At 57.9% G+C, this 14,155-nt stretch carries 9 protein-coding genes, 3 tRNA genes and 5 pseudogenes; 12 read left to right on the top strand and 5 right to left on the bottom strand.

Annotated features, from left to right (window positions below; translation table 11 throughout):
* The first annotated feature begins 28 nt into the window (after positions 1-28).
* Complete coding sequence (locus AC6I8M_RS04950) at positions 29-640, top strand: acyl-homoserine-lactone synthase (protein WP_031279842.1); 612 nt, start codon at positions 29-31, stop codon at positions 638-640.
* A gap of 31 nt (positions 641-671) precedes the next feature.
* Here AC6I8M_RS04950 and AC6I8M_RS04955 read toward each other — a convergent pair whose 3' ends face one another.
* Entirely contained in the window at positions 672-899 is a 228-nt protein-coding gene (locus tag AC6I8M_RS04955) for a DUF2594 family protein (RefSeq protein ID WP_010616664.1), read from the bottom strand.
* A gap of 440 nt (positions 900-1,339) precedes the next feature.
* Here AC6I8M_RS04955 and uvrY point away from each other — a divergent pair, with 440 nt between their 5' ends.
* From uvrY to AC6I8M_RS04985, 6 genes are all read left to right on the top strand, one after another.
* Positions 1,340-1,999 carry a UvrY/SirA/GacA family response regulator transcription factor gene (gene uvrY / locus AC6I8M_RS04960; protein ID WP_010616663.1) on the top strand — a complete coding sequence of 220 codons (660 nt, stop codon included), beginning with the start codon at positions 1,340-1,342 and terminating at the stop codon, positions 1,997-1,999.
* Positions 1,992-3,824 carry an excinuclease ABC subunit UvrC gene (gene uvrC, locus AC6I8M_RS04965; protein ID WP_058948772.1) on the top strand — a complete coding sequence of 611 codons (1,833 nt, stop codon included), beginning with the start codon at positions 1,992-1,994 and terminating at the stop codon, positions 3,822-3,824. The genes uvrY and uvrC overlap by 8 nt, the downstream gene beginning before the upstream one ends.
* A gap of 68 nt (positions 3,825-3,892) precedes the next feature.
* Positions 3,893-4,441 (top strand): CDP-diacylglycerol--glycerol-3-phosphate 3-phosphatidyltransferase, encoded by a 549-nt coding sequence (gene pgsA / locus AC6I8M_RS04970; RefSeq protein ID WP_010616660.1) that lies wholly within the window; start codon positions 3,893-3,895, stop codon positions 4,439-4,441.
* Positions 4,442-4,592: 151 nt separating this feature from the next.
* Positions 4,593-4,668 (top strand) — tRNA-Gly (locus AC6I8M_RS04975).
* A 43-nt stretch (positions 4,669-4,711) separates the two neighbouring features.
* Positions 4,712-4,785 (top strand) — tRNA-Cys (locus AC6I8M_RS04980).
* Between the two features lie 11 nt (positions 4,786-4,796).
* Positions 4,797-4,882 (top strand) — tRNA-Leu (locus tag AC6I8M_RS04985).
* 112 nt (positions 4,883-4,994) lie between these two features.
* On the opposite strand, the gene AC6I8M_RS04990 is transcribed toward AC6I8M_RS04985, so the two are convergent.
* Positions 4,995-5,165: a hypothetical protein gene (locus AC6I8M_RS04990; protein WP_022548828.1), complete on the bottom strand. Its 171-nt coding sequence runs from the start codon at positions 5,163-5,165 to the stop codon at positions 4,995-4,997.
* Between the two features lie 115 nt (positions 5,166-5,280).
* Positions 5,281-6,150, bottom strand: a pseudogene (locus tag AC6I8M_RS04995) (helix-turn-helix domain-containing protein).
* A 137-nt stretch (positions 6,151-6,287) separates the two neighbouring features.
* Between AC6I8M_RS04995 and AC6I8M_RS05000 the strand changes: the two are divergent.
* Positions 6,288-7,016: an FAD-dependent oxidoreductase gene (locus tag AC6I8M_RS05000; protein WP_498013690.1), complete on the top strand. Its 729-nt coding sequence runs from the start codon at positions 6,288-6,290 to the stop codon at positions 7,014-7,016.
* Between the two features lie 41 nt (positions 7,017-7,057).
* Here the strand turns inward: AC6I8M_RS05000 and AC6I8M_RS05005 are convergent, their stop codons facing one another.
* Together AC6I8M_RS05005 and AC6I8M_RS05010 are read right to left on the bottom strand one after the other, a co-directional pair.
* Positions 7,058-8,557 (bottom strand): SulP family inorganic anion transporter, encoded by a 1,500-nt coding sequence (locus AC6I8M_RS05005; RefSeq protein ID WP_010616822.1) that lies wholly within the window; start codon positions 8,555-8,557, stop codon positions 7,058-7,060.
* 151 nt (positions 8,558-8,708) lie between these two features.
* A complete protein-coding gene (locus AC6I8M_RS05010) occupies positions 8,709-8,966 on the bottom strand; it encodes a biofilm/acid-resistance regulator YmgB/AriR (protein WP_022548827.1) in 258 nt (85 codons plus the stop codon).
* Between the two features lie 478 nt (positions 8,967-9,444).
* Between AC6I8M_RS05010 and AC6I8M_RS05015 the strand changes: the two are divergent.
* The 4 pseudogenes from AC6I8M_RS05015 (at position 9,445) to AC6I8M_RS05030 (ending at position 14,030) form a co-directional block, all read left to right on the top strand.
* Positions 9,445-9,876, top strand: a pseudogene (locus tag AC6I8M_RS05015) (MarR family winged helix-turn-helix transcriptional regulator).
* 2 nt (positions 9,877-9,878) lie between these two features.
* Positions 9,879-11,539 (top strand): annotated as a pseudogene (locus AC6I8M_RS05020) (MFS transporter).
* Positions 11,536-12,628: pseudogene (locus tag AC6I8M_RS05025) on the top strand (HlyD family secretion protein). The pseudogenes AC6I8M_RS05020 and AC6I8M_RS05025 overlap by 4 nt, the downstream one beginning before the upstream one ends.
* Positions 12,625-14,030, top strand: a pseudogene (locus AC6I8M_RS05030) (efflux transporter outer membrane subunit). Before AC6I8M_RS05025 ends, AC6I8M_RS05030 begins: the two co-directional pseudogenes overlap by 4 nt.
* Positions 14,031-14,155: the final 125 nt, after the last annotated feature.

The following is a 14,155-nucleotide window of genomic DNA, read 5'->3' on the forward strand; positions in this document are numbered from 1 at the left end:
GCAAACATGGGGATGTCAGGGGCGCATGATGAAAATAATTCAAACACAGCTAAAGGATATGCCGTCCTCTTTGCTAGCCGAGTTGGGCACCTATCGTTACAGCGTATTTGCGCGTGGCGAGGGCTGGTCAATTCCGCCGCGACTCAGCACGCCGGGACAGGAGTACGATCGCTTCGATCGTTCAGATGTCACCTGGCTGATTGCCTGGACTGCGCGTCAGGGCATTTGTGGCTGCGCACGTCTGTTACCGTGGCACGAGCCGGAAGTGCCGGAAGGCATGGTGCTGCCTTTTGATCAGCAAAAAGTCTGGGAAATGTCGCGCTATTCGGCCCGCCTTGAAGTGGATGCCGAGCTGCCGCTGAATATCTTATGGCATTCAGTACAGCTGGCAGAGCTGAGCGGGATGGAGTATTTGATCAGTTCGGCCACGCCGATGCTGGAGAAGATGTTTGAGCAGCATCAGGTGGTGTACGAGCCGCTCTCGCCGGGACTGATCCAGTCAGAAGACAATCTGTTTGCCATTCGTATTCCGGTGCAGCAGCCGGCGCTGGCGGAGAAGTATCGCGGCACGCGTCGCTTCAGTCCGGAAGAAGTGCTGCCCTCGCTGGGCGTGTCGGTCAACTGGCAGTCACACAGCTAACGCCCCGCGCAGGATGCGCAGGGCACGCCGCTTACTGACGGTAGGCGGTTTTAATCTGGCGGATGGTGTTGCTGAACACCTCGGCCTGCGGTTTATCAGCCAGCGCGGACTGGACGTAGCGCTCCATGTTGATGATCACCTTGCCGGCATCAGCCTGGCCCATACCTTTCAGGATCAGCGTCACCATCATTTTCAGGCAGGCGACTTCATCCGCCAGCGCCTGGGTATCGCGCGATGTTACGAAATCTTCATCACTCATCATTATCTCCTTTGTGGAATGACCTTGTGCGCACACATTCTTCACGTGCGTAAAAAACAGAGTATATCATATGCTTGATGGAAGAGTTTAGGCCGCGCCATGGACCCGCGCGCAGACGGTTAATTAATTGCGCCGTTCGCTATTTTTTGTGCGCAAAAAACTTCCACGGAAAGGTTATTTTTTTGTGCTGCGGGCGACAAGAAGCGAAGGCGGATTATAAATTATAACTTAATGATATTAGTCACATTTTAACAATTTTATTCCAGTATGGAATTGCATCAGCTAAAAAAAACAATCACCGCTGCCTGCTATTTGACATGGGTCATTGGTTTTGAGATTTATCTGGCGTACCTGATGTTCTTTCCACGCGAAATCCGGTAAGATAACGCCCCTGAAATATATTTTCCCCCCACTAGCCTGAGCCTGCGGAGTACGTCCCGTTGATCAGCCTGCTTCTTGTTGATGACCATGAACTGGTACGCGCCGGTATTCGTCGCATACTGGAAGATATGAAGGGACTGGTGATTGCCGGGGAAGTGGCCTGTGGTGAGGATGCGGTAAAATGGTGCCGCACTCATCCTGTGGATGTGGTGCTGATGGACATGAACATGCCCGGCATTGGCGGACTGGAGGCGACGCGCAAAATCGTGCGCTTCAATCCGGATATCCGCATCATCATGCTGACCATCCACACCGAAAATCCCCTGCCAGCGAAAGTCATGCAGGCCGGTGCGGCAGGTTATCTCAGCAAAGGGGCGGCGTCGCAGGAAGTGGTCAGCGCCATCCGCTCGGTGCACGCCGGTCAGCGTTACATCGCCTCTGATATTACTCAGCAGATGGCGCTGAGCCAGATTGAGCCGCAGCGAGCCGAATCACCGTTCAGCTGTTTGTCGGAAAGGGAATTGCAGATTATGCTGATGATTACCCGAGGGCAAAAGGTGACGGAGATTTCCGAGCAGCTTAACTTGAGCCCGAAAACCGTTAATAGCTATCGCTATCGCATGTTCAGCAAGTTGAACATTAGTGGTGACGTAGAGTTAACGCATCTGGCCATACGCCATGGCCTGTTTAATGCGGAGCCGTTAATCAGTAGTGAGTGACGTTTTTAATTCCAAAGCCTTTCTCAGCACCGTGACCAGTCAGCCCGGCGTCTACCGCATGTATGACGCGACAGGCACGGTGATCTATGTTGGTAAAGCCAAAGACCTCAAAAAACGCCTGAGCAGCTATTTCCGCACGCAGGTAGGGAGCCGTAAGACCGAAGTGCTGGTCAGCAACATCCATAATATTGATGTCACGGTCACCCATACTGAGACCGAAGCGTTGCTGCTGGAGCACAACTACATCAAGTTGTATCAGCCGCGCTACAACGTGCTGCTGCGCGATGATAAGTCGTACCCCTATATTTTCCTCAGCGGCGATCCGCATCCGCGCCTGGCGATGCACCGCGGTGCCAAACACGCCAAAGGCGAATATTTTGGTCCGTTTCCCAACGGCTATGCGGTGCGTGAAACCCTGGCGCTGCTGCAAAAGGTGTTTCCGATTCGCCAATGCGAGAACAGCGTCTACCGCAACCGCTCGCGTCCATGCCTGCAGTATCAGATTGGCCGTTGCCTCGGCCCCTGCGTCGCCGGCTTGGTGAGCGAAGAGGAATATGCACAGCAAACCGACTATGTGCGGCTGTTTCTGGCCGGTAAAGACGATCAGGTGATTAATCAGCTTGTGCAGCGCATGGAGCAGGCCAGCGTGGGCCTGCGCTTCGAAGAGGCGGCGCGCCTGCGGGACCAGATTCAGGCGGTGCGCCGGATTACGGAGAAACAGTTCGTCTCCAACCAGGGCGATGATCTCGACGTGATGGGCGTGGCCTATGACGCCGGAATGGCCTGTCTGCACGTGCTGTTTATCCGGCAGGGCAAAGTGCTGGGCAGCCGCAGCTATTTCCCGAAGGTGCCGGCGGACACGGAACTTACCGAAGTGATGCCGACGTTTGTCGGACAGTTTTATCTGCAGGGCAGCGAAGCGCGCACCTTACCGGCGGACATCCTGCTGGACTTCAATCTGCCTGAGCGGGAACTGCTGGCCGCGTCGCTGAGCGAACTGGTCGGGCGCAAGGTCAGCATTCAGAGCAAACCGCGCGGCGACCGTGCGCGCTACCTGAAGCTGGCGCGCACCAATGCCGCCACTGCGCTGACGACGCGGCTGGCGCAGCACTCGACCATTCAGCAGCGTCTGGCGGCGCTGGCGGCGTTCCTTAAACTGGAGCAGATTAACCGCATGGAGTGTTTCGACATCAGCCACACTATGGGCGAACAGACCATCGCGTCCTGCGTGGTGTTCAACCGTGACGGCCCGCTGCGCGCTGACTATCGCCGCTACAACATTGAAGGAATTACCCCCGGTGATGACTACGCGGCGATGAATCAGGTGCTGCGCCGTCGTTACGGCAAGGCGCTGGAACCGGAAAAGATCCCGGATGTGATCCTGATCGATGGCGGTAAAGGGCAGCTGGCGCAGGCGCAGCAGGTGTTTGCGGAACTGGATGTGTCATGGGATAAAAACCGGCCGATTCTGCTCGGCGTGGCAAAAGGCAGCGACCGTAAAGCCGGCCTGGAAACGCTGTTGTTTGCGGCGGAAGGCGAGGGCGTTTCGCTGCCGCCGGACTCGCCGGCGCTGCATGTTATCCAGCACATTCGTGACGACGCTCACAATCATGCAATTTCGGGCCACCGGAAAAAACGCGCCAAAGTGAAGAACACCAGCGCGCTGGAGAGCATAGAAGGCGTGGGACCCAAACGGCGTCAGCAGCTGCTGAAGTACATGGGCGGCCTGCAACCGCTGATGAATGCCAGCGTCGATGATATCGCTAAAGTACCGGGTATCTCCTTCGCGCTGGCGGAAAAAATCTACTACTGGCTGAAACACTAACATTGAAACAGGATGGGCAATGTAGGAACATACGTTAAATCCTACTCACACCAGACAGTTACTGGCATATGCAATTTAACATTCCGACGTGTCTTACCCTGTTTCGAGTTGTTCTGATCCCGTTCTTCGTGCTGGCGTTCTATCTGCCATTTCACTGGGCTCCCTTCGCGACGGCGCTGCTGTTTGTCATTGCTGCGGTCACTGACTGGTTTGATGGCTTCCTCGCGCGTCGCTGGAAGCAGACAACACGTTTTGGTGCCTTTCTCGATCCGGTCGCTGACAAAATGATGGTGGCGATGGCGCTGGTGCTGGTCGCCGAGTATTTCCACGCCTGGTGGATCACGCTGCCGGCCGCCACCATGATCGCGCGTGAAATCATTATCTCGGCCTTACGTGAGTGGATGGCGGAGATTGGCAAGCGCAGTAGCGTGGCGGTGTCGTGGATTGGCAAAGTGAAGACCACGGCGCAGATGCTGTCGCTGGTGGCGCTGCTGTGGCGTCCGGACGCGACCGTAGTGGGCGTTGGCGTGGTGGCGTTGTACATCGCAGCGGTGCTGACTTTCTGGTCAATGTTCCAGTATTTAAGCGCGGCACGTGGCGATTTGCTCGATAGCTGATCGATGCGATTTAAAAAGCAGCAAACGGACGTAGTGTGTGGATAATTCTATTGACTCGTTGCGTCAGATAAGTAGAATGCATCGCATCGAACGGCAGCAAGGCTGCAAGAAGCTGAATAAAATCAGCAAGTTCGGTGAAGCATAAGCAAATGCGGGAATAGCTCAGTTGGTAGAGCACGACCTTGCCAAGGTCGGGGTCGCGAGTTCGAGTCTCGTTTCCCGCTCCAGATATTGCAATACGTCGCAGACGGCTTGCACCTCAGATTAAAAGGCGTGTTGGCAGAGTGGCCATGCAGCGGATTGCAAATCCGTCCACCTCGGTTCGACTCCGGGACGCGCCTCCAGTTTACACCCTGCCCGGGTGGTGAAATCGGTAGACACAAGGGATTTAAAATCCCTCGGCTTATGGTCGTGCGGGTTCAAGTCCCGCCCTGGGCACCATATTTAATACCGAATAAAATCAAAGCAATAAGTAGCAATGTCTTGACCGCCCAAGGGCGGTTTTTTTGTGCCTGAAAAATAAAAACGGGACATAACTTCTGTCCCGCTAATCTCAATCCTGTGGCTGGCCGACCGGGCCTTCGCCTTCGCTGGTGCCAGGTACTGACTGCTTGCTGGGCGCGTGTGGACGGCCGTCACTGCCCACCGCATCGCTGTGTTGCATACAGCCGGCCAGGGTAACCAATGTAAGTGCCGCTAAGGCTGCCTTCATCAAACCACTCATCTTGCTCTCCTCCTGTTACGAACCGCGTAATCGTTTAACGCACTGAGAAATAAGCAAATCCACGAATACGCCTTTACGCAAGCGAAGCGCAGTGATCCGTGTACAGTTTTCTTCTTTACTCTTGGCGGTCCTGCGCCAGCGCCTCAACGCGACGTCGGTATTCTCCCGGTGTGCAGCCAAACTCACGGATAAACGCTTTGTGAAAGGATTATTCGCTGGCGTAGCCGACGGGCAGAGCGATGTTGATTAACGGGGCTGTTTCGCGCGCCAGTCGCTGAGCGGCCAGTTGCAGACGAAGGGCGGTGAGCACGGCCAGCGGCGTGGTAGCGCTGAGCTGGCGGAACAGCATTGCGAATGAGGCGCGGGATATAAACACTTGCTGAGCCATGGCTTCTACCGTCCACGGCCTTTCCGGCGTGGCGCACAGTTGGGTGATTAAAGGGCCAAGCCGTGGATGCAGAGCCAGGGACAGTAAGCCAGGGTGCGCTGCGTGGGTTGAGAGCCCATGGCGCACCGCCAGTGTGAACAGGCTGCCAATCTGCTGGCTGCGAAGTGCGGCATCACCAGCAGTTGGCGTTGCGTCCGCACTCTGGGTGATGAACGGCAGCACCGCAGCCAGCCAGCGCCCATCGCTGCTTGTGGATTTGGGGGCCAGCATTAGCACTTCGGGCAGGGCGGTGAGGAAAGCATGCGCCGACGCGGGCAGCTCCAGCAGGCCGCACACCAGCTGGGTAGGCTGAGTATGGCGCTGATAAATACGATGCGCGGCGTTTTGCGGCAGAAATATGACGCTGCCAGCAGTGAGTACGACACCCGCAGTGACGGGTATATCCAGAATGACCGGGCCGCCTGTGACCGTATGCCAGCGCACTGCGCACAGGTGCCCGGCGCTGTGCGGCAGTTGCCACTCACCGCTCAGCACGCAGTTCTTATCTATGCCGCCCTGCGGGTTATGCAGTAGCAGCAGTTGACTCAATAGATCCATCTGTTTTTTCCCTTTTCCCTGAGCTGCCCGCTTGATTCAGACGCAAAGACAAAATATCAGCGTTGCGGCGAAATACGGCGCGGCAGCAAACCGTAAGCTTAGGGTGATGACTATTTTTGACGCTCATGGAGAACATCATGAACCATTATCAGGCAGCAATCATCGGATTTGGTAAAGCAGGTAAAACGCTGGCGGCGGCTCTGGGTCGCGCCGGATGGCGCGTCGCGATCATCGAAAAATCCCGCGCAATGTATGGTGGCACCTGCATTAATGTCGGCTGTATCCCAACGAAAGCACTGGTACATGATGTGCAACATCATGCCAATTTCAGCGCTGCTATGCAGCGTAAAGCGGCAGTAGTAGTATTGTTGCGTGAGAAGAATTACCTCAACCTGGCCGCTATTGCGCAGGTCGATGTCATTGATGGCGAGGTGGAATTTGTGGATGCCCACACGCTGAAAATCACCTCCTCGCAGAAAATCAGCCAGATTCATGCTGAGCGTATTTTTATCAATAGCGGTGCCGAAGCGGTGTTTCCCGTGCTGGAAGGCTTAGTTGCCGGACCACGCGTGGTTGACAGCAGCGGTATCCTGAATTTAACGCAACTGCCGCAGCGGCTGGGGATCCTTGGCGGCGGTTATATTGGCGTTGAGTTTGCTTCAATGTTTGCCGGGATAGCCGTGGTTGATAATGGCAGGCAGCAGATTCTCGGCGTGGCGCTGCTGGCAGCGGACTCGCATGAAGTCATTAACATTGTGAAAACGGTAATGGATGCCGGGCTGCCGTATAGCGTGCTGCGTGACCAGATTTTTACCCACCCAACCATGAGCGAATCGCTCAATGATCTGTTTGCCCTGGTTAAATAATTACGATTAGGACGCCCGCGTCGGGCGTCCCGATCGCACACCTAGCCGAGATTGCCGCGCAGGCGATCGCGGAAATCGCTGCTGCGGTTATCCAGGCCAGTGAAGGTTACGCTGGCGCCGTGCCGCTGGCAGCGGTACTCAATGGCGTCGAGCGCCGCCACGCTGGAGGCATCCCAAATCTGCGCGTGGGTCAAATCGATGGTGACGCGCTGCGGATCGTGGCCGTAGTCAAAATGCTCAAACAGATCGTTGCTGCTGGCGAAAAACAGTAGGCCGCGTACTGTGTAGTGCACCTGCTCGCCATCGTCACTCAGCTGGCGTTCTGCATGAATCACGTGAGCGATGCGGCGCGTGAAAAGCATCATGGCGAGCATCACGCCCACCAGCACGCCAAGCGCGAGGTTACCGGTCCACACCGTGACGGCGACGGTCAGCACCATCACCAGCGTTTCCGACCATGGCATGCGTTTTAGCGCGGCCGGCTGCAGGCTGTGCCAGTTCACGGTTTTCACCGCGACCACCATCATAATGCCCGCCAGCACCACCATCGGAATCTGCGCCATGATCTGGCTCAGACCGGTGACCAGCAATAGCAGCACCAGCGCCGCGGCCACGGTGGACACCCGGATGCGCGCCTTGCCCAGCTCAACGTTAACAATGGTCTGGCCGATCATCGCGCAGCCGGCGATACCGCCGTAAAAGCCCGCCAGAATATTGCCGACGCCCAGCGCCCAGGATTCACGCCGCTTGCCGGAAGGCGTATCGGTCATGTCATCCACCAGTTTGGCGGTCAGCAGGGATTCCATCAGGTCGACGAAGGCGACCGACAGCGCGGTGGGCCAGACAATCTGCAGCGTCTGCAGATTAAGCGGCACCAGCAGGGTATTGAAATCCGGCAGGCCGGCGCGCATTGGCCCTTCATTACCGACGTTGGGCACGCGATAGCCCAGCAGCAGCGCGACAGCGGTGACAGCCACGATAGCCACCAGCGGCGAAGGCACGCTTTTAAGCACTTTTGGCAGCAGCAGCACGATGGCCAGCGTGGCGGCGAACAGCAGCCACACTAGGCCGGACTGGCCCCAGACGTGCGGCACCTGCGCAAAGAAAATCAGTATACTCAGCGCGTTAACGAAGCCGATCATCACCGAGCGCGGAATATAGCGCATCATGCGCGACAGCCCGGCAAGGCCGAAAATGATCTGAATCATACCGCCGAGGATCACCGCCGGCAGAATGTACTCCACGCCATGCGCGTGCACCATCGGCCCGATCACCAGCGCGACGGAACCGGCCGCCGCGGTGACCATCGCTGGACGTCCTCCCAGAATCGACAGCGTCAGGCACAGCACCACCGAAGCGACAAGACTGACTTTAGGGTCGACGCCGGCAATCACGGAAAACGAAATCACTTCCGGTATCAGCGCCAGGGCGGTAATCACCCCGGCCAGGCACTCGCGGGTGAAAAGAGAAGGTGAACGCAGCACACGTGCGACCGTGATGTCGCTCGCTGTGGCAGCGGGGCGATCGGCAGTTTGACTCATCTGTTGCAGGCTCTTTTATTGGATGCGCATGCCGTCACGGCATAGCAATATTTAGTGGAAAAGTTAACGTGGGCGATGTTACCGGGGGATGACGCGAGGCGCCAGTAAAACGGGGCGATAAGGTTGATTCCATCCTTGGAATCCGCTGCGGCTACAGCGAAAAATCATCCGGGGTTTGGTGAACCACCAGTTCCAGCAGGTGACGGTAGACATCCAGCTGGACGACATCGGCTTCCTGCTCCAGCCGGCCAATCAGGGCGGCAATAATGGCCTTATTGGTCACCGGCATACCGCTATGCAGGATTTCAGCAATCAGATGGCCTAAGACTTCCATCTCATTGGTTTCACTGTTAACGGCCTGTTTGAAATCGTCAGCGATGGCGTCGCTGCTGTTGACGGCATTTTGCATGTGTAAGCCCTTAAGATTGGCTGATGGCCTAGCGGCCAGCACAACCAGGATGAAATATTCCCGCGCGGACAGGCGCGAAAAACCTGACTCATCACCCAACACAAAAAGACACCTCTGAAGGTGGAAATCCACAACACCTTCAGAGGCGACGCAACTGCATCATTCGTTACCGAATCGTTAACCGATTCATGGCGGCTAAAGTTATACAGTAACCCCTAATCTGTACAAGCGGCGGCTTGTGCATTTCGTGCTTATCAGGGTAATCAACTCAATAATATAGGGTATTTTGCCGAAAAAAGTTATACAGGCAAGCTGTACACGCGGCCTGACCGGGCCTTTTCGCGACTTAAGTGAAACTGGTAATCTGCGCGCAGCACGACTAAATTTGCTGATGTAAGCAAACTTTTCATTCGCACGTAGCTTAGCTTATAATAACCTTCCCATTTAGTTAGAACTCTAACTATTAGGCCGCTACGCTTTGACTGACCATCCACAACCGTTCTCCCGTCTGTTGCATCTTACTGCCCATGCGTGGCGGCTGGCGGTTGATCGCCGCTTAAAAGAGAGCGGTTTGAGTATAAGTAGCTGGCTGGCGATTGCCAGCGTAGCGACCGCCAGTGAACCGCCAACGCAAAAGGCACTGGCATAGCTATTGGCGCTGGAGGAAGCCAGTGTGGTGCCTCTGGTCGATCGGCTGGTGAAACAGCAGTTGCTGGCACGGGTACAGCCAAAGAAAGATCGTCGCAAGCGCCTGCTGGTGTTAACCGAGCAGGGCGGCGAGGCGTTCGATACGGTGAAAACGCAGGCGGATGCGCTGCGCGCCCAGCTGCTGGCCGATATCGATCCCGCCGCGCTGGCAGTGACCGAAAACGTGTTGCAGCAGCTGCTTGAACGCTTAGGAAACGTATAGCCGTGGCGAAACGTAACCCGTATGCCCCCCGCGAATGGCTGCCGCACGAAAAGCCGATGCTGCCGGGATCGCCCTCGACACCGCTGCATGCGCCATCGAAACGCATCGCGTTTGGCCTGATCGGCCTGCTGATCTCCATTACCGGTGCGCTGAGTAATGCGCTGGTGACCGCCAACCTCACCAATCTGCAGGGCACCTTCGCCGCGTACAGCAACGAAATCGCCTGGCTGCCGGCGGTCTACGTGATGGGCAATATCTCCATTAATCTGTTGCTGGTGAAGTTCCGCCAGCAGTTTGGTCTGCGGCTGTTTACCGAAGCCTTTCTGGTGCTGTACGTCATCGTGGCGTTTTTTCACATCCTCGCTAACGATCTCAGCTCGGCGATTATCGTGCGTACCGCGCACGGCATGGTGGGCGCGGCGCTCAGCTCGCTGGGCATCTATTATCAGATCCAGGCCTGGCCGGCGAAGCACCGTCTCAAAGCGCTGGTGATTGGCATCACCGCCTCACAGCTGGCGATTCCGCTGGCGCGGCTGTTCTCCAGCGAGCTGCTGCAGCTGGAGGAGTGGCGCGGCCTCTATCTGTTTGAGCTGGGCCTGGCGATGATTGCGCTGGGCTGCGTGCTGGTGGTCAAGCTGCCGCCGGGCGACCGTACCAAAGCGTTCGAAAAGCTCGATTTCGTGACCTTTATGCTGCTGGCACCGGGCATGGCGTTATTGTGCGGCGTGCTGTCGCTCGGGCGCATTGAGTGGTGGTTCAAGCACACCTTGGCTCGGCGTCTGTCTGGCGCTGGTGCTGGAGCATAACCGCGCTAACCCGCTGATTAACACCCGCTGGCTGAGCAATGGCATGATCGTGCGGCTCGGCATTGTGATGATCATGATGCGCATCGTGCTGGCCGAGCAGAATACCGGTGCGGTGGGCTTTCTGCAGCAGCTGGGCCTGCTCAACGAGCAGATGCGCGGGCTGGCGCTGGCGATCATTGCGGGCGTGATCTGCGGCATGATTACCAGCGCGCTGACCATCAAACTCAACCATCTGAGCTGGCCAATCGTGGTCTCGCTGGCAGTAATGATTGTCGCCTCGCTGATGGATGCGCAATCCAGCCTGGTGACACACGCCAGTAATCTCTACTTCAGCCAGTTTCTGCTCGGTTTCAGCAGTGCTTTTTTCCTTGGGCCAGCGATGTTGCTTGGCATCGGCGGCGTGGTGACTCAGCCGAAAAATCTGGTGAGTTTTGTCGTGCTGTTTGGCATGAGCCAGAATCTTGGCGGGCTGATTAGCTCCGCCATTCTCGGCACCTTCCAGACGTGGCGTGAAAAATATCACTCCAGCCTGCTGGGCGATCAGCTGTCGCTGCTCGATCCCAATGTGGTGGATCGCCTCAGCCAGTACAGCGCGCTGTTTCGCAGCCAGCTGGCGGACAGCGGCCTGCTCAGCGCGCAGAGCAGCAGTCAGCTGCAAACCGTGGCCACGCTACAGGCCAACGTGCTGGCTTATAACGATACCTATCTTACTGACTGCCGCGCTGGCAATGGTAACGCTGATGTGGGTGCTGTGGCGCCTGACGCGGCTGCGTTATCTTAACTGGCGCCAGGCGCGACATAATCTGACTGAGCAACAGCTGCAGGCTGCGCCAGCAAACCGAACGGAGACCCCATGAGTCAACAGGACTACCTACAGGCTGCGGAGCGCGAGCGCACCAACCGCCGACGCATTCTCTCTATCGCCGCCGGGAGCGGTATCGCCATCGTGGGCGTGCTGGTGATTTTATACGCCTGGCAGCTGTGGCCCTTCACCAGCAACCATCCAGTCAACGGAAAACGCCTACGTGCGCGGCCAGGTGACCTTTATCAGCCCGCAGGTCAGCGGCTACCTGACGAACGTCGAAGTGGTGGATTTGCAGCCGGTGCGCAAAGGACAGCTGCTGATGACCATTGACGATCGTATCTATCGCCAGCGCATGCATCAGGCGCAGGCACAGCTGGCGATGAAGATCGCTGCGCAGAATAACAACCAGCAGCAGCAGAAGAGTGCGGAGGCCACTATCGCCAGCAATAAAGCCGCGCTGGAGAATGCCAAAGCGCAGGCGCTGAAAAGCAGTCTGGATTTGAAGCGAGTGGAAAATCTGGCGGCTGATGGCTCGCTGTCGGTACGCGAGCGTGACGCCGCGCGCGCAGCCAATGCGCAGGCCTAGGCCCAGCTGCGCCAGGCGGCGGCGCAGGTGGCGGTCTCGCAGCAGAATATGCAAACCACCATCGTCAACCGCGCAGCGCTGGCCGGCGACGTAGCCAGCGCGCAGGCGGCACTGGAGCTGGCCAATATCGATCTGGACAACACGCGCATTATCGCGCCGGACAGCGGCCAGCTCGGTCAGCTGTCGGTGCGCAAAGGCACGTATGTTACTGCCGGCACGCGGCTGACCTCGGTGGTGCCGGATAATAAATGGGTGATTGCCAACCTGAAGGAAACCCAGCTGGCGCGCGTGCGCCTCGGTCTGCCGGTGTCGATCCGCGTTGATGCGCTGGACGGCAAGCGCTTTGACGGCAGCGTTGAGTTTATCTCGCCCGCCGCAGGATCTGAGTTCAGCGCCATCTCGCCAGATAACGCCACCGGTAACTTCGTGAAAATCGCCCAGCGCATTCCGGTGCGCATCAAAATTCTTGGTGACGAACTGCAGCAGCTGCGGCCCGGGATGTCGGTGGAAGTCGACATAGATACCGCCGCCGAACCACACCGGGACGCGTTATGAAGCGGCCGTTACTCGCGGCGCTCATCGCGCTGCTGCTGACCGGCTGCGCCCGCGAAGTGGAGCAGGCGCCGTCCTCGCTGCCGATTCCGCCCGGCTGGCGCCAGCAGGTCGAGCCCGCCGCCGCGCCAGAAGCGCAGTGGTGGCGCAGCTTTGGCGATGATCGTCTCAACTGGCTGGTGAACCAAGCGCTGCAGCACAACAGCGATATTCTCATTGCCCGGTCGCGCGTCGATCAGTATCGCGCCGAGCTGCGCGCTGCGCAGGGCGACAACTTTCCCACGCTGTCGGCGGGCGTGGCGGCAACCCATCAGCGTGCGCTGTCAGCGGCGACCGGTCAGCCGTACGAAAATGCGGTATTTCAGGGACTGCTGCGGGCGAATTATGAGGTCGACTTATGGGGCAAGCCGCAGCAACAGCATTCGCGCGGCGGAAGCCACGCTGGCGGCGCAGCGTGCGGCGGCCTCGGCAGCCGAGCTGACGGTTGCCAGTTCGGTCGCTTCCGGTTACCTCAGCCTGTGCGCGCTCGACGAGCAGCTGCGCGTCACCGAGGCCACGCTGGAAACGCGGCAGAACTCGCTGAACCTGGCGCAGCGTCAGTTCGAAACCGGCTATACCTCGCGACTCGAATGGATGCAGGCGGCGTCGGAGTATCAGACGGCGAAAGCGCAAATTCCCCAGCTGCAGCATCAGATCGCCCAGCAGGAGAACGCGCTCAGCATTCTGGTCGGCATGAATCCGCGCCAGATCGCGCGCAGCAGCCAGTTCGACCAGCTGCGAGCACACGCACTGCCGGCGCTGTTGCCGTCGCAGCTGCTTAATCGCCGGCCCGACATTGTCCAGGCGCAGCGCCTGTTGCTGGCGAGCGACGCGTCGCTGGCGGCGGCGCAGGCACAGTTGCTGCCATCGCTCAACCTGACGGCGTCCGGCACGCTGCAGAGCAGCCAGCTACACGATCTGCTGGATAATCCGTTCCGCCTGTGGAGCATCGGCGGCAGCGTGCTGGCACCGCTGCTCAACCGCGAAGCGCTGACCGCGCAGGTGGATGTGGCGATGGCATCGCGCAACCAGGCGCTGTACGGCTATGAAAGAGTGGTGCGCAATGCCTTTGCCGAGGTGGATAACGCGCTGGATGCCATCACGCGCAGCCAGCAGCAGCTGACAGAGTTGCAGGCGCAGGAGCGCTACGTTTGCCGAGGCGTGGCGGATTGCGCGCAACCGTTATCAGAATGGCTATGCGTCCTATCTCGATGAGCTTGATGCGCAGCGCACGCTGTTCAGCACCTAGCTGAATATTGTGGCGGTGAAAAACACGCTGCTGCTGGCGCAAATCGATCTCTACCGCGCCCTCGGCGGCGGCTGGCAGAGTGATCATCATGCCGCAGCCGCCTGGCTGCGGTCATAAATGACGTCTAAAGCCGGTTAGCACCGGTTTCACATCAGGACCGGCCCAAACTTAAGTGGTTCATGCTTTTTTTTACTTGTCTTTACAATTAGTGGTATTATCCGCGGCGCTTTACACAGTCTGAA

Source organism: Type-A symbiont of Plautia stali (genome assembly GCF_059731155.1).

Bases quoted from the DNA above. Each gene is read 5' to 3' on its own strand.
- AC6I8M_RS05010 (WP_022548827.1), bottom strand. From the start codon at position 8,966: ATGCAAAATGCCGTCAACAGCAGCGACGCCATCGCTGACGATTTCAAA.
- pgsA (WP_010616660.1), top strand. From the start codon at position 3,893: ATGCAATTTAACATTCCGACGTGTCTTACCCTGTTTCGAGTTGTTCTG.
- AC6I8M_RS04990 (WP_022548828.1), bottom strand. From the start codon at position 5,165: ATGAGTGGTTTGATGAAGGCAGCCTTAGCGGCACTTACATTGGTTACC.
- AC6I8M_RS05005 (WP_010616822.1), bottom strand. From the start codon at position 8,557: ATGAGTCAAACTGCCGATCGCCCCGCTGCCACAGCGAGCGACATCACG.
- AC6I8M_RS04950 (WP_031279842.1), top strand. From the start codon at position 29: ATGAAAATAATTCAAACACAGCTAAAGGATATGCCGTCCTCTTTGCTA.
- AC6I8M_RS04955 (WP_010616664.1), bottom strand. From the start codon at position 899: ATGAGTGATGAAGATTTCGTAACATCGCGCGATACCCAGGCGCTGGCG.
- AC6I8M_RS05000 (WP_498013690.1), top strand. From the start codon at position 6,288: ATGAACCATTATCAGGCAGCAATCATCGGATTTGGTAAAGCAGGTAAA.